The organism is Paenarthrobacter aurescens (assembly GCF_041549525.1).
Taxonomy (GTDB): Bacteria; Actinomycetota; Actinomycetes; order Actinomycetales; family Micrococcaceae; genus Arthrobacter; species Arthrobacter aurescens.
In genome coordinates this window covers 100060-121672 of the sequence record NZ_CP157456.1, presented here as the reverse complement: position 1 = coordinate 121672, position 21613 = coordinate 100060, and the positions used below count along the sequence as shown (strand labels likewise).

Here is a 21613-nt window from a genome sequence, read left to right as displayed (position 1 = left end):
TTCCCTTAGTAGTCACAGCGCTGTTCCTTCCAGTGGTTCCAAACGCTCGGCTTGCCGGGAAAGCCCGGCCGCCAGAACGGATCGGTAGGCTTTCTCGGTGTCCGCTGCAATGCGTTCCCAGGAGTAGCGGGAGCGTGCCCTCCGTGCTCCCGCCCGGCCCATGTCTGCTCGAAGGGCCGGATCAGCCAGCAACTTCCCCAGTGCGTCGGCCAGTGCTTCGGGGTCACGGGGCGGGACATGCAGCCCCGTTTTCTGATCCACCACCGTTTCCCTGAGCCCGCCTACAGCCGCCGCCACCACGGGCACTCCGCAGGCCATGGCTTCAAGGGGCACAATGCCGAACGGCTCGTACCAGGGCGTGCACACCACGGCGTCGGCGCTCCGGAAAATGGCGGGCATGGCATCACGCGGGACCTGCCCCCTCATGGTCACCTTGTCCTCCACCCCAAGTTCCTTCGCCATGGCTCTGAGACGTTGTGCCTCGGGATCTTCTTCGAGGTTCAGGGCGTCACCGGAACCGCCCACAATCAGCAGTTCAACATCGTTGAAACCCGCCTCCGCCAGGAGCGGCAGAGCCTGGATGATGAGGTCCACGCCCTTGCGTTGCACGAGGCGTCCCACACTGAGGATCCGGTGCGTGCGGGTCTTGGGTTCGGCGTCGGACGTTCCAGGGAACAGGGTGAGGTCCACGCCGCAGGGCGCGATGGAAATCTTGGATCGGCTGATGCCCAGTGCTTTGAGTTCAAAGACCTCATCCGGGCAGGTGGCAATGACCCAATCGGCGGTGCGCCCCACCCACGGCTCCAGCCATTCCCGGGCCGGTGGGCTGGTGTCAGCAGCGCCTTGGTGCCTGCGTTTTACCGAACCCAGGGCGTGGAAAGTCTGCACTACGGGAACGGGGCCGGCAGCTCCTGCCCTGCGGGAGGCCTGGATGGCAGCAAGCCCGGACATCCAGAAGTGGGCGTGCACCACATCAGGAACATCGCCTGCCCAATCCGCGCAGATCCCGTCAGCAAGCTCTCCCATGTACGGCAGGAGGTCATCCTTGGGAATCCGACGTGCCGGGCCGGCCTCCACGTGAACCACTGTGAGCCCGGGGCCAACGTGCACATGCCCTGGTAGATCGGGGTCATCACGCCGCGTGTACACCGTGACCTGATGGCCGCGATCTGCCAAAGCCGATGAAAGCGCAGCAACATGGACGTTTTGCCCTCCGGCGTCAACGCCTCCCAAGGCGGCCAGCGGACTGGCGTGTTCGGAGACCATGGAGATTTTCATGGGTGCGTCCTCTCAGTGTCATGGCGGGCGTTGTGGTCATGGCGGGCGTTGTGGTCGTGGCGCGTGCCGGGGTCGTGACGGTTGCCCTGTGGCAGTTCGGCCAGGAGTTCGTCCCAGGCTCGAAGAAACTTGTCCAGCCCGTACCGTTGCAGGGCCGCCTCACGGGCCACCATGCCCATGGCGTAGGCGTCGTCGGGGTCATCCAAGAGCCGCCGGGCGAACCTCTGGAGATCCTCGACGTCGTTGGAGACCAGCCCCGCGCCGTGCGGGATGGCGCGGCTCGCCTCAGTGGTGGCCAGTGCCAGGACGGGCATGCCAAGATGCATGGCTTCAAGCAGTGCCAGCCCCAGTGAGGTCCAGCGGAGAGGGTGGAGGTACAACCGGCAGCGGGCCAGTTCCGGGTGGAGTTTGGGTGCCGGGACGTCCCCGGCAATGCGGAGCCGTTCCTCGCTGAGGCCCAATCCCTTCAGGTTCAGCGCTTCCGGCAGAGCCTCCGTTCCCATGCCGAAGACACGCAACGGCCCCACGCGGGCGAATCCGGGGAGGAGATCCGTCCCGGTGACCCTCCCGCGGCGGACGGGTTCGTTGACAACTACGCCCATCTCTTCCCGCTCACCGGTGTACAGGCGTCCGGGGTCCGGGATGCCGTGTTCGATCACCGTGGTGGTTGCCGTGCCCGTGTCCCAGAAGAGCTGGTTGAAGTGGGTCACGTGAACAACGGGGATGGTGCTCTGGTCCGCCAACGGGTGCAAGGTAAAGGGGACATCGCCCTTGGGTGTGTTGTGTTCGAGGTACACAGCGGGGAGGTCAACGCCCGGGCGGCGGCCCAGTGAGCGGGCTACGGCGGCGATTTCTTCAGGACGCTGGAGGACAACAGCGTCAACGCTGCCCGGGTCCAGGCTTTCCAGATCCACTTCCTGTGCGGCGGCGGGCCACTCACGGCCACCTCGCCCCAAACCCCACGCGCCGCCGTCGGACGATTTTGGCAGCAGGTACTCATGCCGGCCGCGGACGAATGCCTCCATCCATCCGCCGTGGACGTGCCACACCAGAATCCTCATGGTTTCCAAACCTTTCGTCGGGTGGACAGGGAGGACACGCCTCCCAGGAGCCTCTCAACGGCTTCTACAACCTGCTCTGGAGTTACCGAGCTCAAGCACGGATGGCCGGGGACCGGGCAAACACGGGCCCGGGAGTTCTTGCATGCAGCCTCTTGGTCTCCCAGCAGTTCCAGCGGAACACCGTAGGGAGCCCATCGGATGGCCGGAACCACCGGGGCGAACAGGCACACCACTGGCGTCCCCACCGCTGCCGCCAGATGGGCGGGCCCGGTATTTCCGGTAACCACGACGGCGGCTCCCGCCAGTACCGCGGCGAGCGTCCGCAGGTTGGTTCCGCCTCCGAGGTTCCGTGCGGAGGGACCGGCAACGGTTGCTGTGAGGGAGGTTTCGCGCGGGCCGCCTGTCACCACAACGCGGTGCCCGTACGCTTCCAGAAGTTCCACGGTGGCGGCGTGGTGCAGGGCGGGCCAGGCCCGGGCCGGTGCAGCGGATCCCGGGTGGACCACAATGTACGGGCCCTCATCAGCCAGCTCGTCAGCCACCCCTTCAGGATCCGGGCCGGAGGTGATGCGCAGCTTCCCATCGTCGCCCTGAGGCAGAACGTATCCGCCGGCCTCTGCAATGGTGAGCGCACGGACCGCTTCGGGTTGGTCCTCCGGGAAGTCCTCCCCGGGTTTGAGCCGGACGTCCAGGAGTGAGCCGGCATAGTCAGTTGAGGCACCCGTGATCTTCCTGACCCCGGCCAGGCGCAGGAGCATGGCCAGCGGGAGCGGGGACTGATGGAAAGAGGTGAGGATGACCGCTTCCTGAATCCGTGAACTGCGGACAAAGTCGATCAGGCCCCGGGTCATCTCGTCCGTGACGGGAGGTGCCGGATTCACAATCCACGGACACGCCCAGGTGTGCACCTGTGTCACGCCGGGCAGCATCTCCGCCGCGCCGGAGCCTTCGGGACCGCAGAGCAACACCACGTCATTGGGCCGGCTGCCATCGGGGCGGGTTCCGTTTGCCACGGCTCGCAGGGCGGGACCGGACAGGAGGACGTCTCCCATGCTGTCCAAACGGGCCACCAGGACGCGGCTCATGCAGGAGCGTCCTGTTCGATCAGTGCCCGGTCCGTCTCGGGGCCGGTCGCCTGGTTAGACGGAGCTTCCCGTTCCGGAGCGTCGGAGAGAAGGAGCTCCACGGCGTGGCCCAAATCCTCGGCAATAGTGCCGGCAGCTTCAATCTCCTCACGCCGGGTAACGGCAGTGGGCACCAACACAGCCCTGGCCCCGGCAGCTGCGGCAGCCTCCATGTCAGCACCGATGTCGCCAATAAGAGCAGCCTCCTCCGGCCTGATGCCAAGGGCCCGGCAAGCTGCCAGGATCATCCCGGGCCGGGGTTTGCGGCAGGCGCAGCCGTCCTGGGGTCCGTGCGGACAGAATTCCCACACGTCGAACGGCCCCAGCAGCTGATCCACCCGCTGGTTGACGGAGTGCATTTGCTCCAACGTCAACAGCCCACGTGCCACGCCGGACTGGTTGGTCACTACACCGGCGGCCAGTCCTGCCCCACGCACTTTCTGTAAGGCTTCAAGGGCACCGTCCATGGCTCGCACCAGCTGCGGATCGCCGTTATAGGGCACGTCAACAACCAGTGTTCCGTCGCGGTCAAACAGGACCGCCTTCAACGTTACGGTTCCTCCCATACCCGCAACGTTCCCCAGTTCTCCCGGCGCTAAACAATGCGGCCCCGAGAAGTTTCCTGCCGCTAGACTCCTAGCGGGAGGCCACCTTGGACACAGCGTTGGACAGTAACGAGAACAGCGATCAGCCCCTGCTGCTTGCTCTGCGGGCCCTGAAATTGGGGGATTTGCTGGTTGCCGTCCCGGCATTGCGCGGCTTGCGCCGGGCTTTTCCCGAGCACCGGATTCTGTATGCCGCGCCCGCATGGATTGCCGAGGCTTTGGAGTTGGTGGGCGGCATTGACCACCTGCCAACCCCTGGGCTCGATGACCCGCTGACGGTTCCCCGGGGTGCTGTTGACATCGCCGTGAACCTTCACGGGAACGGCGCGGAGAGCCGTTTGCGGATTGAAGAACTGCAGGCCAACCGGGTGGTGGCCCACGCTTCCAACGGGGCTGACGGACCCGAGTGGATTACCGGGATCCCGGAGCGCGAGCGCTGGACGCGTCTGCTCAACTGGCACGGAATCGACGCCGATCCCCTGGATTACCGGCTGAACCGTCCCAGTGTTCGGTCACCGCGTCCCGGCGCCACTGTTGTGCATGTGGGTGCCGCTTATGGCAGCAGGCTGTGGCCGGTGGAGCGGTTCGCTGAGGTTGCTGTGGAACTTGCCGCAGCGGGGCACGAGGTGGTGCTCACGGGTGGCGCGTCCGAGCGCGCCCGGGCAGAAGAGACAGCTGCCTTGGCCGGGCTCAAAGGAACAAACCTCGACGTCGGGCTGCTGGCCGGGCGGCAGAGCCTGGCCGAGTTTGCGGCCACCATCGCCGAAGCCCGCCTTGTGGTTTCCGCCGATACCGGCGCGGCTCATCTGGCGTCCGCGTACGAACGCCCTTCGGTTGTGCTGTTTGGCCCTGCGCCCGCGGAAGAATGGGGACCGCCACCGGGACCGCACGTGGTGCTCACCGCCGTCGAACTCCGCCGGGGTGATGTGTTCTCAGCCGATCCTGATCCGGCACTGCTGGCCGTCAGCGTCCGCGACGTTATGGACGCCGTGGAGGCGCTGGGTTGTTGATGTGGGGTGGGGGTGATGTGGGGTTGGGGGCGATGTGTGGTTAGGGGGCCGTCCCGTCCTGCAGTTGGACTTCTTCGTCCAACAGTTGGGTTTGGAGCGAAACCAGAATCCTGGAGAGCTTCCTGGATACCTGCATTTGGGACATTCCCAAGGCCTCCGCGATGGTGGACTGCGTTTCCTCACGGTAGTAGCGGCGGTACAGCAGGTGCCGGTCCTCTGCGCTGAGGCCGCGGATGGCATTCCGCAGAGCCAGCACGTCCTCGAGCCGGTCTGTGGGGCATCCGAAAGCTGAAAGTGATCCTTGGAGGCCGTCACGCCCCTCGGACGCGGGGGCATCCAGGGAGTCCGGGCGCTTGCTGGTCCCTGCCATCAGTGCTTCGCGGACCTGGCAGGGTTCCAGATGCAGATCTTCGGCCACCTCTTCAGGAGAGGGGGTGCGTTGCAGGGTCTGGGTCAATTCCTCTGTTCGCGCCAGCACCTGGCGGCGAACGTCTTGAATGGTCCGTGGGGGACGCACCACCCAGCAATGGTCGCGGAGGTAGCGTTTGACCTCCCCGGCGATGGTGGGAGCGGCGTACGCGGGGAAGCTGACGCCTTTTGACTCGTCGTACCCGCGGGAGGCCTTGATCAGGCCCATGTACGCAACCTGCCTGACGTCGTCGAGGTCATGGGTATGGGCGGAGTACCTTGCGGCGATGGACTTTGCAAGATTGAGGTGGTCCAGGACCAGACTGTCCTGGAAACTCTGCCGGATGCTGCCTTCCGGCTTGCACTCGGGAGTCCTGGCGCGGATGGTGAGAGGTTGGGCTTGACGCATGGGGCTTCAATCCTTGACCTGATGGTGAGGGAGAGCCCACGGCAAGACTCCTTAAAAGAGAAGCACACTTACTATTAGCTTTCAACGGGTCCGCGGGGTTAGTCTCGAAAGGTAGCCATAACCATGGATGGGAGTTTCCTCATGGAAGACCCGCAACTCGCGGAGCCGACTACAGTGGTGGCCGATATCCAGGACCTGCTGCTCGACACACCGGACGTGGAAGCGTTCCTGGAGGAGCTGGCCAGACACTCTGCCAGCATCTTCAGCACCCCTGGCAACGAGGTTTACTGCGGCATCACGTTGATGCGACGCCGCTCCGCAGGGACGGTGGCCAGCAGCGGCGAGCGCGCCAAGATGCTGGATGAGCTGCAATACAAATTCGCGGACGGACCCTGCCTGCACGCCTGCCGTGAGATCACACAGGTGCACATACCGGATTTCGCCAAGGACACCACCTGGCCTGAATACAACGAGTTGGTCACCGAACACGGCATCCGATCCGTCCTCGCCGTACCGTTCCCCCTCAGCGATGACGCCACCAGGGCCGGCCTGAACCTCTATTCCGAACACGCGAACGCCTTCGACCAAGCCGCCGTGCAACGCGTCAACGACTACGTGCAACAGGCATCCAAAGGCCTGCGCTTGGCAGTATTGATTGCCGAGCACAGCCAAACCGCCACCAACCTCCGGGCAGCCATGGAATCCCGCACGGTGATCGACGTGGCAACGGGCGTCATCATCGCCCAAAACCGCTGCACCCAACAAGAAGCCATGGAACTCATCAAGAAGGCCTCCAGCAACCGGAACGTCAAGCTACGGGTGGTGGCGCAGGCCATTGTTGAATCCGCAGGTGGCGGGCAGGTCCAGACGTACTTCAAGTAGCGTTGCTGATCCCGCCCTTGTTTGAAACCCCCGCCGCTGAGCGGTGAGGGTAGCGAACAAGCGCCGGCTTATGCCGGGTTGGGCCGGCTAAGACGAGTGGCAGTTACAGCAGGCTGCGCAGAACCTGTGCCGCGCCGTCGTCGAGCACTGAAGCGGTGACTTCATCCGCGACGGCGATGACCTCATCCGGGGCCTGGCCCATGGCAACCCCACGCCCGGCCCAGGTGAGCATCTCGATGTCGTTGCGGCCATCGCCCACTGCCACCGTGTTGGCCAGATCCGTGCCGAGCTTGTGGCGCAGAACTTCCAGAGCACTTGCCTTGGTGACGCCCTCGGCCGCGATGTCCAGCCAGGCAGTCCACCCCACCGAGTACGTCACACCGGAAAGGCCAATGTGCCTGATGGCCTCGTTGAACTCCTCCGAGGTGTTCTCGCTGCTGAAGACCACTACGCGGACAGCCGTGGCGTCCAGCATGGTTTGGAAGTCCACGCCAATGGACTCCACGCCGAAGCTGGCGTCCTGGAAACGCTCAGTGGAGAGGAAGTTTCCGTCCTCGTCCTCCAGCGCGTATTTTGCGTTGGGCAGCCGTTCCCGCAGGGCCTTCAAGGCCGGTGCGGGATCAAACGTTGCCTTGTGGATGATCTCGTAACCCTTATCCAACGACGGATCCAGGCGAAGGGTCACACCTCCGTTGCAGCAGACAGCGTAACCCTGCTCGAGGCCGATTTTTTCGATGATGGGAAGCGTGGCATTGAGCGAGCGGCCGGTGGCAATCATGACGTCATGGCCACTGGCCACCACTGCCTGCGCAGCAGAGCGAACTGCCTCTGTCATGTGGCCGTCATGGTCCACGAGAGTGCCGTCTACGTCCAACGCCACCATGTACTTGTTGTTGTTATTTGGCTGGTCATCGATGCCAGCAACTGGAGTATCAGTCAAAATAGTCATGCTTACAGTAGAGCAGAAACCTCCGACACTGAACTAGGACCGGGGCCACAGCCGGGCATTAACGGACGGTGAATTGTGGTCATTCCCTCCAGAATCACCAGCTGCCGGGTGGCCCGCGTCATGGCTACGTACCGATCCACTGCTCCTTCAATGCCCGGGCCAAACGTCTCCGGATCCATGAGGACCACAAGGTCAAACTCCAGGCCCTTCGCCAGTTCAGGAGTGAGCCAGCTGACCCGGTCCTGTTGAGTCCTGCCCATCGTGCCCTTCCGGCTGATGACGCACGCGATGCCCTCCGGGTTGCGGACCAGCCACTCATCCACGATGGTGCTGAGCCGGCTCGTTACATCGTGGACCACGGGAATGCCACTGCTGCGGACCGAGGTAGGCACGTTTGCGTCCGGGAGCGCTTGGCGGATTGCTGGTTCCGCAACAGCGATGACCTCTTTCGGAGTGCGGTAATTGATGCTGAGAGCGGCCACGTTGACGTTGCCAAGGCCAACCCGTCCCAGGCGCTCTTCCCATGATTCCGCGAACCCGTGCCTGGCTTGGGCCCGGTCTCCCACCACCGTGAAACTCCGCGAAGGGCAGCGAAGAAGCAGCATCTGCCACTCAGCGTCGGTCAGCTCCTGGGCTTCATCCACCACAATGTGCGCGAACGGCCCTGCCAGAACATCGGGATCGGCAGGCTCCAAAGCGTCCCCGTCTACGAGCGTCTCCCGCATGTCGTCACCGCGGAGCATGTACATTTCCAGGTTTTCGGAGTCATCCGCGGCTATCAGGTCATCCACCACCCGGTCCATGAGCTCCCGCTCAGCAGCCAGTGCGGCCCTCCGTTTCCTTCTGCGCCGCGAATCCTCCGGGTCGCCTAAACGTTGGCGGGCTGCGTCCAAAAGCGGCAGATCCGCCGTCGTCCATGGCGCGGTGCGTTCCCGCTGAAGCATTGCTGTTTCGGCAGGCTGCAGCCATGGTGCGCACAAGCGCAGGTACGCCGGTACCCGCCATAAGTCCGCCACCAACGCCAGGTAATCAAGGAGCGGCCAGGCTTTTGCGAACGCCGCGTTCAGCTCCGCGTTGTGAGTGAACGCGCGGCGCAGCAGGCTCTCCGGAAGGTCATGCTCAGCCAGCTTGTCCACCAGGATGGTGAGCAGTGCCTCCCACACGTCATCGCGGGCCTCGTTGTGCGGGGTGCCCGGTCCCACGGCATCAAACGCCTCCAACCAGTCCTCACTGCTGAGCCATACATCCGCGTAGGGCGTCTCCACCTCCATGCCATCAGTTGGCGGCGTTTCGTAAAAATGCACCGCCGCCTCAATCATTTTGACCATCTTCACGGATGACTTCAGCCGCACCACTTCGGGGTCACTTTCGACGACGGCCGTGGCACCTTCCGGGACAAGGTCCCTCAACGTGCACGTCTGCACACCCTCTTCACCCAGGCTTGGGAGAACGTCAGCCACATAGTTCAGGTAGGGCTGATGTGGGCCCACAAAGAGAACGTCACTCTTACGGTGGCTGCCGCGGTGGTTCAGCCGGGGATCCGAATAGAGCAGGTACGCCGTCCGGTGCAATGCCACCACGGTCTTTCCGGTTCCCGGTCCACCGTCCACCACTAAAGCTCCGCGTGAACCTGCACGGATGATCCGGTCCTGGTCAGCTTGGATGGTCCCCAAGACGTCCCGCATCCGGGGCGAGCGGCTGCTGCCCAAAGTGGCGATGAAAGCTGACTGCTCATCAAGGGCAGCATTGCCCTCAAGGCCGTCAGCAGTGAATACTTCGTCCCAATAGTCGCTGATCCGGCTATCTCCACCCTGGCTCCGAGTCCATCGATACCTGCGGCGGCTCACCAATCCCATCGAGTTGGCGTGGGTCGCTCCGAAGAAGGGCTCAGCGGCCGGCGAGCGCCAGTCGATCAGAAGCCGGCGTCCCGCACTGTCAGTTAGTCCGAGCCTTCCTATATAGACCGGTTCCGGACTGTCCGCAGTGACCATCCTGCCCAAGCAAAGGTCCAAGCCGAAGCGCCTCAGAGCACGCAGTCTCGCGGTGATCCGGTGAATCTCCTGATCCCGGTCCAGGGCCGCCTGTCCACGACCACCTGGCTGCTTTCTTGTGGCATCGAGATGTGCGGACAACTCCCTCATGGACTCAGACAGACTGGTCGAGATGGCTTCGAACTGCTGTTCGTCGTTGCCGATCAGGTTCGGATCGGCCTTGCGGGCAAGGTGCTCAGGCAACGCGAAGGCACTGGTTCTGAGCGGGCTGATTTCAGGCATCGCACGACTCCCTTTTCTTTGGGCGGTGGGGTTCGTGGATCAATTGTTCGGCACGTAGGGGGCCTTGCCGCAAGCCCCCCAGTGGGTTATAAATTGAGTATGGAAGGGATAATTCCCTTCCATTTTTGTGCCCTTTACCGACCGGGACCTCCTGCTCCCACGCTTGTTCCGGGACCGTTCTTTCCGTAGTGGAAAGCCTTGTCTTTCCGTTGCGGAAAGTCTAAGTTGAAGTCATGACAAACCATGCACCCCGGCCAAGTCCAGAGGAAGCGCAGCAGGCGTTGCTCGCGGTTTCAGAATCACGACGAGCTTTGGGCCCGTTTGTGGGATCACCGGCCTGGCTGTACCCCGCCCAAGGTTTGGGTATGGCACTGTTCATCCTGGGGCTGGTGCTGTTCGGGACGTATCCCTGGGCGCCTGTGGCCCTTGGTGCCTCAGTGATCGTCTTCTGCGTTCTCCCTCTCCTGCAGTCCACGCGAACCCGGGTGCTTGTGGATGTTTACACACACCGCGGAAGCCGAACACTGGGACTGCTCTACCTTGGCGCCTTTACGGCTATCGTCGCTGCCGCCCTGGTGCTCCATGCCTTAAGTGGCATCGATGTGATTGCTTATGCGGCCGCTGTTTTGGCGTTCGTTCTCACAGTCATTGCAGGGCCTGCCATGGAAGCGAAGTTGGCGCACTGGATGGAGACCGCACGCTGATGGGCGACGGCTTCAGCGAGGTGATTCACGTCCCCACCCGCCTACGGGTCTGCGCACTCCTTGCCGGCGCCGGAGAGGTGGAGTTCAGCGTCATCCGCGACGCTCTTCACCTCAGCGATTCCGTGCTGAGCAAACACCTAAAGGTGCTGGAACAGGCAGGTTTCGTTGGACTCCGGAAAGGCGCAGTCAACACACGTACCCGAACATGGGTACACCTGAGCAAAGACGGACAGCGCGCCTTCAAAGCCCACGTGGATGAACTGCGGAAACTGGCCGCCAACGCCGATCAGCTGCCGTAGGCCCGGTCCCAGCCTGGGAGCACATGCGGTTGTTAGGGTAGGCGGATGCCTTCACCAATGACCGGAGCTCAGCTTTCAGCCCTCTACGACCAGGAGAATCGCTGGGCCGAGGATGACGACTTTTTTCTGGCCTTCGTAAATGAGCGGCCGGAAAGCCGGGTGTTGGATCTTGGTTGCGGCACCGGCCGAATGACTCTGGCGGTTGCTGCGGCAGGCCACTGCGTTGTTGGCATCGATCCAAACCCCCACTCCCTTGCGGCTGCCCGAAGAAAGCCCGGCGCGGAAGCCGTCCGGTGGATTGACGGTACCTCGGCAGCCATCCCCCGAGGCGGCCTTTTTGACGTGGCCATCATGACGGCGCATGTGGCCCAGGCGATTACCGACGACGGCGACTGGTCCCGAACGCTTGCCGACATCCAGCGCGCGTTGGTCCCTGGAGGTGGCTTGGTCTTCGATTCCCGCGATCCTGTTGCGCGGGCTTGGGAACGCTGGACTCCGGCAAACACGCGGGGCGTACACAGTCTTCCCGACGGCTCCATGGTGGAATCCTGGGTTGAAAGTGCCACAGAATTCGATGGGCTCGTTACTCTCACCGAGCGCCGACTCTGTAACGGGAGCGCTGAGGAAACAGAGATCTCGGTCCTCGCATTCCGCACAGAGGAGCAGCTACGCCAGACTCTGGACAGGGCTGGTTTCGCAGTTGACCGCATACACGGTGGCTGGGCCGGCGAGGACGTGGGAAGCGGGCAGGGTGAACTGATAGTGATTGCCCACAAGCCCGCATAAATGGAAACGGCAAATCCCGCCCGGGCCGCCACGCGAGCCGTATAGCGGTCAAGGAAGCGAACGAAAGCGGGATCCGCCAGGAACTAGAGAACCGGCAGAACCTCAAGCCCGCCAAGGTACTTCTGGAGTGCCTTGGGAACGTTGACTGAGCCGTCCGGGTTCTGGTGGTGCTCAAGGATGGCAACGATCCACCGGGTGGTGGCCAGAGTGCCGTTCAGCGTGGCAACAGCGCGGGTTCCCTTGGAAACACCTTCGTCATTGACTACGCGTTCGCGGATGTTGAGGCGGCGCGCCTGGAACGTGGTGCAGTTGGAGGTGGAGGTGAGCTCACGGTAGGCATTCTGGGTGGGGACCCAGGCTTCACAGTCGAACTTGCGGGCCGCGGACATGCCGAGGTCGCCGGCAGCGGTGTCGATTACCCGGTACGGAAGCTCGCACTTGGCCAGCATTTCCTCTTCCCAGGCCAGCAGGCGCTCGTGCTCGGCAGCAGCTTCCTCAACGGTGGTGTAGATGAACATCTCCACCTTGTTGAACTGGTGCACGCGGATGATGCCGCGGGTGTCCTTACCGTGGGAGCCAGCCTCGCGGCGGTAGCAGGAACTCTGTCCCGCGTAGCGGATGGGGCCTGCGGAGAGATCTAAGATCTCGTCTGCGTGGTAGCCGGCAAGGGCTACTTCCGAGGTTCCCACCAGGTAAAGGTCGTCTTCGGCGAGACGGTAGATCTCGGCGTCGTGCTTTACGTCAAAACCGGTGCCCTGCATGGTCTCGGGTCGCACCAAAGTGGGGGTGATCATGGGAACGAAGCCGGCATCGATTGCCTGCTCCATGGCCATCTGCAGCAGTGCCATTTCCAGCCGGGCACCCACGCCACGGAGGAAGTAGAAGCGCGAGCCGGAGACCTTGGCCCCACGTTCCATGTCGATGGCGCCAATCAGCTCACCGATTTCCAGGTGATCCTTGGGCTCGAAGTCAGTGAATTCGCGCGGGGTACCCACGGTCTTGACCACAACGTAGTCGTCCTCGCCGCCCTCGGGAACGCCATCAACTACCAGGTTGGGGATGACGCGGAGGAGCTCTTCCTGCTTGGCCTGCGCAGCGGCGGCTTCAGCGGAAGCTGCCTTCACGGAGTTGGCCAGTTCCTTGACCTCTGCCAGCAATGCCTGCTTTTCCTCGCCCTTGGCCTGCGCCACCTTCTTGCCGAAAGCGTTCTGCTCGGCGCGGAGGGTTTCGTGGCGGATCAGCGCGGCACGACGGGAAGAGTCAGCGGAGATGATCGCGTCCACAACGGACTCGTCGGCGCCACGGGCGCGCTGGCTGGCACGGAACTTGTCCGGATTTTCGCTGAGGTCTTTTACGTCGATCACCACACAAGAGTATTCGAATCTCACGCGGATTTCCGGCCCGCAATGGCCAAAGTCCGCCCACCCCAGGCCCAAGGCAAGAGGGAACTGCCCAGGAGGATAGTGTTGGAGCACCATGAGCGACTGGATCCTGTACCTGATTCTCGCTGGGGGCGTGGCTTTTGCCGTCTCCAGTTGGTGGGGCGTGCGCCGATTGAAAGCCCGCCACATCAGGAGCGCAGTCCGGGAGGACTCACACAAGCCCGGCCCCGGGGACCAGCGTGTGGCGGTCATCCTCAATCCGGTGAAAAACAACGCCGAGGAAGCCCGCCAGGCCATCATTGACGCCTGCGATCTCGCCGGCTGGGATGCGCCAAAATTTTTCGAAACCACGGTGGAAGACCCCGGCTACGGTCAGTCGCGCCAAGCGTTGGCATACGGGGCCGACGTCGTTCTTGCGTGCGGCGGCGACGGCACAGTGCGCGTTGTGGCGGAGTCGCTGGCGCACAAGAACGTTGCCATGGGCCTCATCCCACTTGGCACCGGCAACCTGCTGGCCCGCAACGTGGACCTGGACGTGACCGACCTCGCGGACTGCATCCAGGTGGCACTGTTCGGCCACCAGCGTTACATCGATACCGCCACCATGGGCGTGGACAATGACATCACCGGTGAGTCCGCCAAACACACGTTCCTGGTGATCGCCGGTATGGGCCTGGACGCCGAGGTTGTTGGCGACACTAAGGAAGACCTCAAAAAAACCGTGGGCTGGCTCGCCTACACGGAGGCCGGTGTCCGCCACCTGCCAGGACGCAGGAAACGCGTCACCATCACCATGGATGACCAGCCCGAGCAGTCACGGAAGATCCGCAGCGTGCTGTTCGCCAACTGCGGCTTGATTCCCGGCGGGATCGACTTCATCCCGCAGGCCATGATCGATGACGGCATGCTGGACATTGTGGTGATGAGCCCACGCAGCGCCTTCGGCTGGCTCGCCATGTACACAAAGGTCCTGTTCAAGCACAACGCAAACCTGCCCATGATGAGCTTCTACCGCTCCGGCAAAGTCACCATCCGCAGCCAGGAACCCATGGCCACGCAGCTCGACGGCGACCCCTCGGGCGAGGCCACAATGGTCACCGTCCAAGTTGAACCGGCATCCCTGCTGGTACGGGTACCCAAGGCGCAAACAGTCTAGATTTTGCCGACGTCCGGTTGGGCAGCGTTCCTGTCGGCTTCTTCAGTAGCCGCCTTGGCTGCGGCGCGGGCTTCTGCCTGCTCCTTGATCATGGCTTGTTCTTCTTCAAAGCGGAGCCGGTCTGCGCGATCGGCTTCATCGCCATTCCAGTCGTCCTGGTTCTCGCCGGTGGGCTTCGGATTGACGATCATGCCCTGGCCGTCTTTGTCATCCCGGTGGACAGACATGACCGCTCCTTTCATTTGGCATTCATCCATCGTTTATGGATCAGGCAAGCATACGCACAGAAGCATCCTTGCGAAAGGGCCGCTGTTCCGCCTGTGGACAGCCGCTAGGATCCTTTGAGGATGGAGGCCACCCACGCGTGCGCTGAGGCGAATGCGGCGTCCGAAGTGTGCGGTGCAACCACGGCCTGCTGCTTGTCTGCGCGGGCGTAGGAGCCCAGGAACCGGGTTGCCGGGCTGATCCGATGAAGGCCTGCAAGAGCGTCAGCAACCCGTGCGTCCGTGGCGTGGCCGTCGGCGTCGATGCTGAAGAAATAGTGGCCAAGGTATTGCCCGGTGGGCCGGGACTCAATGCGGCTGAGGTTCACCCCGCGCGAGGCGAACTGGTCCAGGATTTCCATGAGCGCCCCTGGGTGGTCTTCCGGCAGGGGCACCACAACGGTGGTCTTGTCCGCGCCTGTGCGGTCCGGAAGGAGGCCGGGCCTGCTCACCAGGATGAACCGGGTAACAGCCTCGGGGTTGTCGCCGATGTCCTCGGCAAGGATGTTGAGGCCAGGTTGTGCAGCAGCAACCAACGGGGCACAGATGGCTGCGTCGTACGGGGCATCGTCCTCCAGCAGGCCCATGGCGGAGGCCGCCGTCGAGGATCCCGGAACGTAATCGGCGTTGGGAAGGTGCTCGTCAACCCACAACCGGCATTGCGCCCAGGCATGGCCATGGGTTGATATCCGTTTAATTTCGGAAAGCCCGACGCCGGGCCTCGCCACCAGCACAAAGGTGATGGGAACAAGGGCCTCACGGATGATCCGGAGTTCCTGCCCTGCGGCGATCGCGTCCAAGGTGGCAGTGACGCCGCCCTCCACCGAGTTTTCGATGGGCACCATGGCCGCATCGGCCTCGCCGGCGCGGACCCGTTCCAGGGCTGTGTTGACGTTGCTGCAAGGAATCCGGACGGCTTCGGCAGCCCCTGGGACCTGCATGAGGGCTGCCTCTGTGAAGGTTCCCTCGGGGCCCAGGAACGTATAGCTTGCCGGCATTTTTGAATATTCCTTGCTGGTTATATGTGCGTCTTAGAGAACAACCGGCTTCAGGCCGTTGTCCGAGACCATCGGCTTTCCGGCCTCGAACCACATGTCCATGCCGCCGGCCACGTTCACGGCGGAGTAGCCCTGCCCCACCAGCCACTGGACGGCGCGGAATGACCGGCCCCCAGTGCGGCAGATAACAAAGAGGTCGTCGTCGGGATCGAGTTCGTCCAGGCGCGCCGGCAATTGGTCCATGGGGATGTGCCGTGCACCCTCGGCGTGTCCGGCCACCCATTCATAGTCTTCGCGGACGTCCAGGATGCTGGCGCCTTCCGGAATGTCGCCCACAGGTACGGTATCGAAGTCGCTCATGGCGTTCCCTTCCCATCGATTAAGTCCAGCATCCAGCCTAGTCCCCATGGCGTGGCACCGTAACTTCGGCACCAACCTGTCACCTCCGTGAAATGTCACCTCCGGGAATGTTGCCCTTGCTTCCCGGCGCCACGACGTTAAGACTGGGACGGACGCGAAGACCGGAACCAAAACGCTACCCACCATCAGCCCCTTAGGAGTCCCCTTGCCTGCTGGAGAACCCACCATTCTGGCGACGTCCGGTGGCTATAAGCCGGGCGAACGGACCCGGATTGAGTTCAATCACCTGATGCATTACGCCGTTGAGCTTTCCGGCGTGACCGGTCGTGCGCCGCGGGTTACGCACATCGGGACAGCGTCAGGGGATCAACGCTGGTGGGCGGCAGAGATGGACCAGGCGGCACACATCGCCGGGTTCCACTTCAGCCACCTGAACTTTTTCACCATGCCCAACATCGCGGATCCGGAAGCCCACCTGATGGACCAGGACGTGGTGTGGGTCAACGGCGGATCCGTGGTGAACCTGCTGGCCGTGTGGCGTGCACACGGCATGGACGGAATCCTCCGGAGGGTCTGGGAAAGCGGAGTGGTCCTGGCTGGTGTTTCAGCCGGCTCCATTTGTTGGTACCGGGGTGGCGTGACCGATTCGTTTGGCCCGGAGCTTCAGCCTGTAACGGACGCGCTCGGGTTCCTCCCCTACGCCAGCGGCGTCCACTATGACTCTGAACTGAGGCGCGCACCGGCCATCCACAAACTCGTAGCCAACGGAACGCTGGGCGAAACCCACTGTACGGACGACGGCGTGGGGCTGGTTTACCGGGGCACTGAACTTGTAGAGGTGGTGTCCGAGCTGAAGAACAAGGCTGCCTTCCGGGTGACCGCCGGTGCCGGCGAGAGCGTGGACGCTGTTGCTGTGGAGGAACGGTTGGAGCCACGTTTCCTTGGCTGATCCTTTCCTCCACGACGTGTCACGGCTGACCGCTGTTGAGCTCCGTGATGCCTTGGCTTCCGGCGCACTGTCCGCCCGTGAAGTCACGGGGCATTTTCTCTCAGTAATTGAAGAGAGGAACAAGCAGTTGGGCGCCTTTGTCACCGTCACAGCTGAGCAGGCCCTCAGGGACGCGGGCGCTGCAGATCGGCTGCACGCACAGCTGTCCCGGGAGGGACGTCGTGAAGAGATCCCGGTGCTGCACGGGATGCCCATCGCTTTCAAGGACCTCACTGACGTGGCCGGCGTTCCCACCACGCACGGCAGCGCGGCGTTGGAGCACAAACCAGCGCCGGAGGATGGCGTCCTTGCGGCCACGTTGAAGGGTCAAGGCGTCATCTCGCTGGGCAAGACCCAGGTTCCGGAATTTGGACTCACCGCCTACAGCGAAAACCGCGTGGCACCGCCGTCGCGCAATCCGCACGCCATGGGACGCAGTTCCGGCGGCTCCTCCGGAGGCAGTGCTGCCGCCGTTGCTGCAGGACTGATTCCGTTTGCACCGGGGACTGACGGGGGCGGATCCATCCGGATCCCCGCGGGCGCGTGCGGCCTGGTGGGGCTTAAGCCCGGACGCGGCTTGGTACCCTCCGGTGCCAGTGCGGGTGACGCCGCGCAACTGGTGGTTGCCGGTCCCCTTGCAAGAACAGCTGCAGATGCGGCCTTGCTCATGGATGCCTTGGTCCCCCGGCATGAAGCGCCCGACGGCGGATACCTCGCCAATGTTGGGCGGGCGCCGGAGCCCCTGAGGATCGGCGTCAGTTTAGACAGTCCATGGGCCGGTATTTATCCGTTCCACATCGACGAAGAAGCCATCGCTGCACTGGAGCTGGGGACCAAGCTGCTCGAGAAGGCCGGCCACAGCGTCGGCCAAGCCGGAATCCGCTACGACAACCGCTATCCGGAGGCCTTCACCACAGCCTGGACTGCCGGCGTCGGGAGTGCCCGGATAGCACCCCAGCGCGAAGCGTTGTTGACGCCGCTGACCCGGACTTTCCGGCGTCGGGCGCAACAGCGGAGTGCATCGAAGGTCAATGAAGCGCTGAGTTTCCTGCGGCAGTTCCAGCACGACACCGTGGCGCAGTATGCGGAGTGGGACCTGATCCTCATGCCCACCCTGGCGCAGACGCCGCGGCCGATCGGATGGTTTACCGGTGGCGGGCACAGCGGCGAACCGTGGCCCAGCGAGTGGGCAGGCGATGCTGATGAGGACTACAAGAGGCAGTGCCAGTATGCGCCGTGGTCCTCCATGGTGAACGTGTGCGGACTCCCGGCCATCAGCATCCCTGTGCACACTGCGCCGGGAGGCCTGCCCATGGGGATCCAGCTCATTGGCCGGCCCGGATCCGAACTGTTGCTTCTCCAGCTCGCAGCCGTCCTCGAGGCACGCTGATACGCGCGTCTAACATATGGAAAGTGGTTGCCCCGGGCATTCATCGATGTGACAATGCCCGCAGTCAGTGCCAGCATTGAGAAAATGAGCACACCTCAAACCACGGCTGAGTCCGCAAAGCCAGCGGGCGATACGTCATTCTTCGGCCACCCAAAGATGTTGGCCAGCCTCTTTTCCGTGGAAATGTGGGAGCGTTTCTCCTTCTACGGCATGCAGGGAATCCTGCTCTACTACATGTACTTCACCGCCGAGCAGGGCGGTCTTTCCATTGACCAGGGGCTCGCTGCTGGTCTGGTGGGCGCGTACGGTGGTGGCGTTTACCTGTCGACGATCCTCGGCGCATGGCTCGCCGACCGTCTCTTCGGCTCCGAAAAGGTCCTGTTCGGCTCAGCCATCATGATCATGGCCGGCCACATCGCGCTGGCACTCCTGCCGGGCATTCCGGGCCTGATCGCCGGCTTGGTGCTGGTAGGAATCGGCTCCGGCGGCCTGAAAGCCAACGCCACAGCCTTGGTGGGCAGCCTGTATGGAGAGAAGGACGAACGCCGCGACGCCGGCTTCTCCATCTTCTACATGGGCATCAACATTGGCGGACTCATCGGCCCGCTGGTCACCGGCTGGCTGCAGACGAGCTACGGCTTCCACGTCGGCTTCGGCGCAGCAGCGGTGGGCATGGCGATTGGCCTGGTCATCTACTCCCTGGGCCGCAAGCGCCTCCCTGAGGAAGCACACCGCGTTCCCAACCCGCTCCCGGCGAAGGACCGCACCAAGTACGGCCTGATCTTCCTGGCAATCCTCATTGTGGTGGCTGTCCTGCTCGGCACCGGACTGGTCAACGCCAACAACCTGGCCAGCAGCATGGCTTACGCCGCGATCGGTGCCGCAGTGATCTACCTGTTCCTGATTTTCCGCAGCCCCCTGGTGACCGGCGTGGAGCGCAAACGCGTGATCGCCTTCATCCCGCTGTTCATCGCATCGGCCGGGTTCTGGGCACTGTTCCAGCAGCAGTTCACATTCATTGCCGTGTACTCGCAGGAGAAGCTGGACCGCAACCTGTTCGGCTGGGAAATGCCGGCCGCCTGGGTCCAGTCCATCAACCCGGTGTTCATCATTATCTTCGCCGGCGTGATGGCTGCCCTCTGGACCAAGCTGGGCTCCAAGCAGCCGAGCTCCCCGCTGAAATTCTCCGCAGGCCTGTTGATCATGGGCCTGGCATTCCTGGCCTTCATTCCGCTGGCCGGCGAGGACAAGACCCCCCTCCTGGCCCTTGTGGGAATCCTGTTCATGTTCACTTTGGCGGAACTGTTCCTCTCCCCCATTGGCCTGTCCGTGAGCACCAAGCTCGCCCCGCAGGCCTTCCACACGCAGATGGTGGCGCTGTTCTTCCTGTCCGTCTCTCTCGGCACCACCTTGGCCGGCATCCTCGCCGGGCTTTACAACCCCGAGGATGAGCTCCCGTACTTCCTGGGAATCGGCGGCGTTGCTGTAGTCCTGGCCGTTGGCCTCGCTGCGGCATCACCGGCCATCAAGAAGCTGATGGGCGGCGTTCGCTAGGGTTCCTGGCTGACGGACCTCCTCTTAACGACTTAACGACGGCGACCCTCGCGTCCAGGTGGGATTCACACCTGACGCAAGGGTCGCCGTCGTACGTGCTCTAGTAGCCGTAGCGGCTGCTGCTGGCTGTGCTGACGCCAATGATGAAAATGATAAAGATGACTGACAGGGCGATGCCGAGGTAACCCATCACCAGACCGGCGATCGCCATTCCCTTGCCCGAGGGCTCGCGCTTCAGGGCGAGGTGGCCCAGGATCACGGCGGCGATCTGCGGAAGAAGGATGAACCCGAAGCCAACGTAGATTGCGATGCCGCAGCACATGCTGGCAATGCTCAGGCCCTTGGGCTCGGCCTGCATGGCGTAGTAGGCGGGCTGACCGTAGGGTGACTGCGGCTGACCGTAGGGCTGCTGGCCGTAAGGCTGCTGGTTGAACGCCTGCTGCTGGTACGGGCTGGGAGGCTGACCGTAGGGCGAGGCGGGCTGCTGGCTGTAATCGCCCGGTGTGTACGGGTTCTGCCCGTGGGCGCTCTGCTCATACGGCGGGAGCGGCTGGGTGGCGTTCGCGCCGTAGGCAGAGTGCTCAGGCGCGCCCTGCTCAGGGGCGTTCCCGGAGGACCCGCTCTCCGCGGACGAGCCCGGGTAGGGTGCGCTGGACCCCGGCGAGCTGGACTCCGGCGCGCTGAATTCCGGCGCGCTGAACTGCGCGGGCGGGACGTACTGCGGCGGCTCGTAGCCTGCAGGCTTATCCTCGTTGTCCTTTGATGGCTGGTCTGACATAGGTATCCCCCTGAATCTGGTCTTTGCTCACAACACTACCGCCGCAGGGGGCACCACAGAAGGTAACGCAAGTGCGAGCATGATCACTTATATGCATACACATGGAATTTTTTCGAGCCTCACTTGGTTTTCACTGATGGCGACCTCATCAGCGCTCAACACAAAATCTGCGGGACCCGTCCCGCAAAGGAGGAATCATGGGTAACTTCGAAGGCAAAACCGCGCTCGTCACCGGCGGAGGCTCCGGTCTCGGAGAAGCAATCAGCAAGGACCTCGCGAAAAACGGCGTCAACGTGGTTGTTGTGGACGTTAACCTGGACGCCGCCACCCGGGTGGCCGAGCAGATCACGGCCGACGGCGGCAAGGCAGTTCCCTTCCAAGGCAACACAGCCGTGGCCGAGGACAGCAAGAAGGCTGTTGACTTCGCAGTGGAGACGTACGGTGCACTGAACTACGCCGTCAATAACGCAGGCATCGGCGGCGCCAGTGCTCCCGTTGGAGAAATCGACATTGAAGACTGGGACCGCGTGATCGCCATCAACCTCAGCGGCGTCCTCTACGGAATGCGCTACCAGGTTCCCGCCATCCTTGCTGCAGGTGCTTCCGAAGGCGCAATCGTCAACATGGCATCCATCCACGGCGCTGTGGCCGCACCCGGCAACGCCGCCTACACCGCGGCCAAGCACGGAGTAGTGGGCATGACCAAGAACGCCGCGGCTGAATACGGAGCCCAGGGACTTCGCGTCAACGCAATCGGCCCCGGCTACATTGACACTCCCTTGCTGGCCGCCGCGCCGAAGGAAGTCATCAACGGGCTCGAAGCGAAGCACCCGCTGGGTCGACTGGGTAGGGCCGAAGAAATCGCGAACGTCACCACGTTCCTCCTCTCGGACAAGGCCAGCTTCATGACCGGATCCTACGTACTGGTCGATGGTGGCTACACCGCTGTTTAGCGT

Annotated in this window: 22 protein-coding genes; 10 read left to right on the top strand and 12 right to left on the bottom strand. The window is 63.2% G+C overall.

Annotation, left to right across the window (positions count from 1 at the left end):
• Positions 1-12: 12 nt before the first annotated feature.
• The 4 genes from ABI796_RS00620 to ABI796_RS00605 are packed head-to-tail and all read right to left on the bottom strand — an operon-like array spanning position 13 to position 4029.
• On the bottom strand, positions 13-1278 hold the full coding sequence (locus tag ABI796_RS00620; protein WP_141282750.1) for a glycosyltransferase: 1266 nt from the start codon (positions 1276-1278) through the stop codon (positions 13-15).
• Positions 1275-2339: a glycosyltransferase gene (locus ABI796_RS00615; RefSeq protein ID WP_141282752.1), complete on the bottom strand. Its 1065-nt coding sequence runs from the start codon at positions 2337-2339 to the stop codon at positions 1275-1277. Before ABI796_RS00615 ends, ABI796_RS00620 begins: the two co-directional genes overlap by 4 nt.
• Entirely contained in the window at positions 2336-3424 is a 1089-nt protein-coding gene (locus ABI796_RS00610) for a glycosyltransferase family 9 protein (RefSeq protein ID WP_141282754.1), read from the bottom strand. The genes ABI796_RS00615 and ABI796_RS00610 overlap by 4 nt, the downstream gene beginning before the upstream one ends.
• Positions 3421-4029 carry a D-glycero-alpha-D-manno-heptose-1,7-bisphosphate 7-phosphatase gene (locus ABI796_RS00605; RefSeq protein ID WP_141282757.1) on the bottom strand — a complete coding sequence of 203 codons (609 nt, stop codon included), beginning with the start codon at positions 4027-4029 and terminating at the stop codon, positions 3421-3423. Before ABI796_RS00605 ends, ABI796_RS00610 begins: the two co-directional genes overlap by 4 nt.
• Before the next feature lie 86 nt (positions 4030-4115).
• On the opposite strand from ABI796_RS00605, the gene ABI796_RS00600 reads away from it, so the two are divergent.
• Positions 4116-5078: a glycosyltransferase family 9 protein gene (locus ABI796_RS00600; protein WP_141282759.1), complete on the top strand. Its 963-nt coding sequence runs from the start codon at positions 4116-4118 to the stop codon at positions 5076-5078.
• A gap of 40 nt (positions 5079-5118) precedes the next feature.
• Here the strand turns inward: ABI796_RS00600 and ABI796_RS00595 are convergent, their stop codons facing one another.
• Positions 5119-5895, bottom strand: a complete 777-nt coding sequence (locus ABI796_RS00595) for a sigma-70 family RNA polymerase sigma factor (RefSeq protein WP_141282761.1) — start codon at positions 5893-5895, stop codon at positions 5119-5121.
• A gap of 141 nt (positions 5896-6036) precedes the next feature.
• Here ABI796_RS00595 and ABI796_RS00590 point away from each other — a divergent pair, with 141 nt between their 5' ends.
• Complete coding sequence (locus tag ABI796_RS00590; RefSeq protein WP_141282763.1) at positions 6037-6777, top strand: GAF and ANTAR domain-containing protein; 741 nt, start codon at positions 6037-6039, stop codon at positions 6775-6777.
• A 103-nt stretch (positions 6778-6880) separates the two neighbouring features.
• Here the strand turns inward: ABI796_RS00590 and ABI796_RS00585 are convergent, their stop codons facing one another.
• Both ABI796_RS00585 and helR read right to left on the bottom strand, forming a co-directional pair.
• Positions 6881-7726 (bottom strand): HAD family hydrolase, encoded by an 846-nt coding sequence (locus tag ABI796_RS00585; RefSeq protein ID WP_141282765.1) that lies wholly within the window; start codon positions 7724-7726, stop codon positions 6881-6883.
• Positions 7727-7728: 2 nt separating this feature from the next.
• Complete coding sequence (gene helR / locus ABI796_RS00580; protein WP_218028005.1) at positions 7729-9999, bottom strand: RNA polymerase recycling motor ATPase HelR; 2271 nt, start codon at positions 9997-9999, stop codon at positions 7729-7731.
• Between the two features lie 233 nt (positions 10000-10232).
• On the opposite strand from helR, the gene ABI796_RS00575 reads away from it, so the two are divergent.
• Genes ABI796_RS00575 through ABI796_RS00565 form a run of 3 tightly spaced genes read left to right on the top strand, consistent with a single transcriptional unit; the run spans position 10233 to position 11788 of the window.
• Positions 10233-10703, top strand: a complete 471-nt coding sequence (locus ABI796_RS00575) for a hypothetical protein (protein WP_141282767.1) — start codon at positions 10233-10235, stop codon at positions 10701-10703.
• Positions 10703-11002 (top strand): transcriptional regulator, encoded by a 300-nt coding sequence (locus ABI796_RS00570; protein ID WP_141282769.1) that lies wholly within the window; start codon positions 10703-10705, stop codon positions 11000-11002. The genes ABI796_RS00575 and ABI796_RS00570 overlap by 1 nt, the downstream gene beginning before the upstream one ends.
• A 45-nt stretch (positions 11003-11047) precedes the next feature.
• Complete coding sequence (locus ABI796_RS00565; protein WP_141282771.1) at positions 11048-11788, top strand: class I SAM-dependent methyltransferase; 741 nt, start codon at positions 11048-11050, stop codon at positions 11786-11788.
• A gap of 83 nt (positions 11789-11871) precedes the next feature.
• Here ABI796_RS00565 and serS read toward each other — a convergent pair whose 3' ends face one another.
• Positions 11872-13152: a serine--tRNA ligase gene (gene serS / locus ABI796_RS00560; RefSeq protein ID WP_141282773.1), complete on the bottom strand. Its 1281-nt coding sequence runs from the start codon at positions 13150-13152 to the stop codon at positions 11872-11874.
• A 112-nt stretch (positions 13153-13264) separates the two neighbouring features.
• On the opposite strand from serS, the gene ABI796_RS00555 reads away from it, so the two are divergent.
• On the top strand, positions 13265-14326 hold the full coding sequence (locus tag ABI796_RS00555; protein ID WP_141282775.1) for a diacylglycerol kinase family protein: 1062 nt from the start codon (positions 13265-13267) through the stop codon (positions 14324-14326).
• Here the strand turns inward: ABI796_RS00555 and ABI796_RS00550 are convergent.
• The 3 genes from ABI796_RS00550 to ABI796_RS00540 all read right to left on the bottom strand — a co-directional run bounded on the left by ABI796_RS00550 (position 14323) and on the right by ABI796_RS00540 (position 15947).
• Entirely contained in the window at positions 14323-14553 is a 231-nt protein-coding gene (locus tag ABI796_RS00550; protein ID WP_141282777.1) for a hypothetical protein, read from the bottom strand. The genes ABI796_RS00555 and ABI796_RS00550 overlap by 4 nt on opposite strands.
• A gap of 104 nt (positions 14554-14657) precedes the next feature.
• Positions 14658-15587, bottom strand: coding sequence for a prephenate dehydratase (gene pheA / locus ABI796_RS00545; protein WP_141282780.1), 930 nt, complete (start codon positions 15585-15587; stop codon positions 14658-14660).
• Between the two features lie 33 nt (positions 15588-15620).
• Positions 15621-15947, bottom strand: a complete 327-nt coding sequence (locus tag ABI796_RS00540; protein WP_141282782.1) for a rhodanese-like domain-containing protein — start codon at positions 15945-15947, stop codon at positions 15621-15623.
• A 205-nt stretch (positions 15948-16152) separates the two neighbouring features.
• Between ABI796_RS00540 and ABI796_RS00535 the strand changes: the two genes are divergently transcribed.
• Genes ABI796_RS00535 through ABI796_RS00525 form a run of 3 tightly spaced genes read left to right on the top strand, consistent with a single transcriptional unit; the run spans position 16153 to position 19879 of the window.
• A complete protein-coding gene (locus ABI796_RS00535) occupies positions 16153-16896 on the top strand; it encodes a peptidase E (RefSeq protein WP_141282784.1) in 744 nt (247 codons plus the stop codon).
• The gene (locus tag ABI796_RS00530) at positions 16889-18325 is read left to right on the top strand and encodes an amidase (RefSeq protein ID WP_141282786.1); all 1437 of its coding nucleotides are present in this window, start codon (positions 16889-16891) and stop codon (positions 18323-18325) included. Before ABI796_RS00535 ends, ABI796_RS00530 begins: the two co-directional genes overlap by 8 nt.
• Positions 18326-18379: 54 nt before the next feature.
• Positions 18380-19879: a peptide MFS transporter gene (locus ABI796_RS00525; protein WP_141282788.1), complete on the top strand. Its 1500-nt coding sequence runs from the start codon at positions 18380-18382 to the stop codon at positions 19877-19879.
• Between the two features lie 100 nt (positions 19880-19979).
• Here ABI796_RS00525 and ABI796_RS00520 read toward each other — a convergent pair whose 3' ends face one another.
• Positions 19980-20657, bottom strand: coding sequence for a DUF4190 domain-containing protein (locus ABI796_RS00520; RefSeq protein WP_141282790.1), 678 nt, complete (start codon positions 20655-20657; stop codon positions 19980-19982).
• A gap of 197 nt (positions 20658-20854) precedes the next feature.
• On the opposite strand from ABI796_RS00520, the gene ABI796_RS00515 reads away from it, so the two are divergent.
• Complete coding sequence (locus ABI796_RS00515; protein ID WP_141282792.1) at positions 20855-21610, top strand: SDR family NAD(P)-dependent oxidoreductase; 756 nt, start codon at positions 20855-20857, stop codon at positions 21608-21610.
• Positions 21611-21613: the final 3 nt, after the last annotated feature.

Bases quoted from the DNA above. Each gene is read 5' to 3' on its own strand.
- ABI796_RS00615 (WP_141282752.1), bottom strand. From the start codon at position 2,339: ATGAGGATTCTGGTGTGGCACGTCCACGGCGGATGGATGGAGGCATTC.
- ABI796_RS00570 (WP_141282769.1), top strand. From the start codon at position 10,703: ATGGGCGACGGCTTCAGCGAGGTGATTCACGTCCCCACCCGCCTACGG.
- helR (WP_218028005.1), bottom strand. From the start codon at position 9,999: ATGCCTGAAATCAGCCCGCTCAGAACCAGTGCCTTCGCGTTGCCTGAG.
- ABI796_RS00610 (WP_141282754.1), bottom strand. From the start codon at position 3,424: ATGAGCCGCGTCCTGGTGGCCCGTTTGGACAGCATGGGAGACGTCCTC.
- ABI796_RS00515 (WP_141282792.1), top strand. From the start codon at position 20,855: ATGGGTAACTTCGAAGGCAAAACCGCGCTCGTCACCGGCGGAGGCTCC.
- ABI796_RS00540 (WP_141282782.1), bottom strand. From the start codon at position 15,947: ATGAGCGACTTCGATACCGTACCTGTGGGCGACATTCCGGAAGGCGCC.
- ABI796_RS00550 (WP_141282777.1), bottom strand. From the start codon at position 14,553: ATGTCTGTCCACCGGGATGACAAAGACGGCCAGGGCATGATCGTCAAT.
- ABI796_RS00595 (WP_141282761.1), bottom strand. From the start codon at position 5,895: ATGCGTCAAGCCCAACCTCTCACCATCCGCGCCAGGACTCCCGAGTGC.
- ABI796_RS00585 (WP_141282765.1), bottom strand. From the start codon at position 7,726: ATGACTATTTTGACTGATACTCCAGTTGCTGGCATCGATGACCAGCCA.
- ABI796_RS00605 (WP_141282757.1), bottom strand. From the start codon at position 4,029: ATGGGAGGAACCGTAACGTTGAAGGCGGTCCTGTTTGACCGCGACGGA.
- ABI796_RS00575 (WP_141282767.1), top strand. From the start codon at position 10,233: ATGACAAACCATGCACCCCGGCCAAGTCCAGAGGAAGCGCAGCAGGCG.
- ABI796_RS00590 (WP_141282763.1), top strand. From the start codon at position 6,037: ATGGAAGACCCGCAACTCGCGGAGCCGACTACAGTGGTGGCCGATATC.
- ABI796_RS00525 (WP_141282788.1), top strand. From the start codon at position 18,380: ATGCCCGCAGTCAGTGCCAGCATTGAGAAAATGAGCACACCTCAAACC.
- pheA (WP_141282780.1), bottom strand. From the start codon at position 15,587: ATGCCGGCAAGCTATACGTTCCTGGGCCCCGAGGGAACCTTCACAGAG.
- ABI796_RS00555 (WP_141282775.1), top strand. From the start codon at position 13,265: ATGAGCGACTGGATCCTGTACCTGATTCTCGCTGGGGGCGTGGCTTTT.
- ABI796_RS00620 (WP_141282750.1), bottom strand. From the start codon at position 1,278: ATGAAAATCTCCATGGTCTCCGAACACGCCAGTCCGCTGGCCGCCTTG.
- ABI796_RS00520 (WP_141282790.1), bottom strand. From the start codon at position 20,657: ATGTCAGACCAGCCATCAAAGGACAACGAGGATAAGCCTGCAGGCTAC.
- ABI796_RS00565 (WP_141282771.1), top strand. From the start codon at position 11,048: ATGCCTTCACCAATGACCGGAGCTCAGCTTTCAGCCCTCTACGACCAG.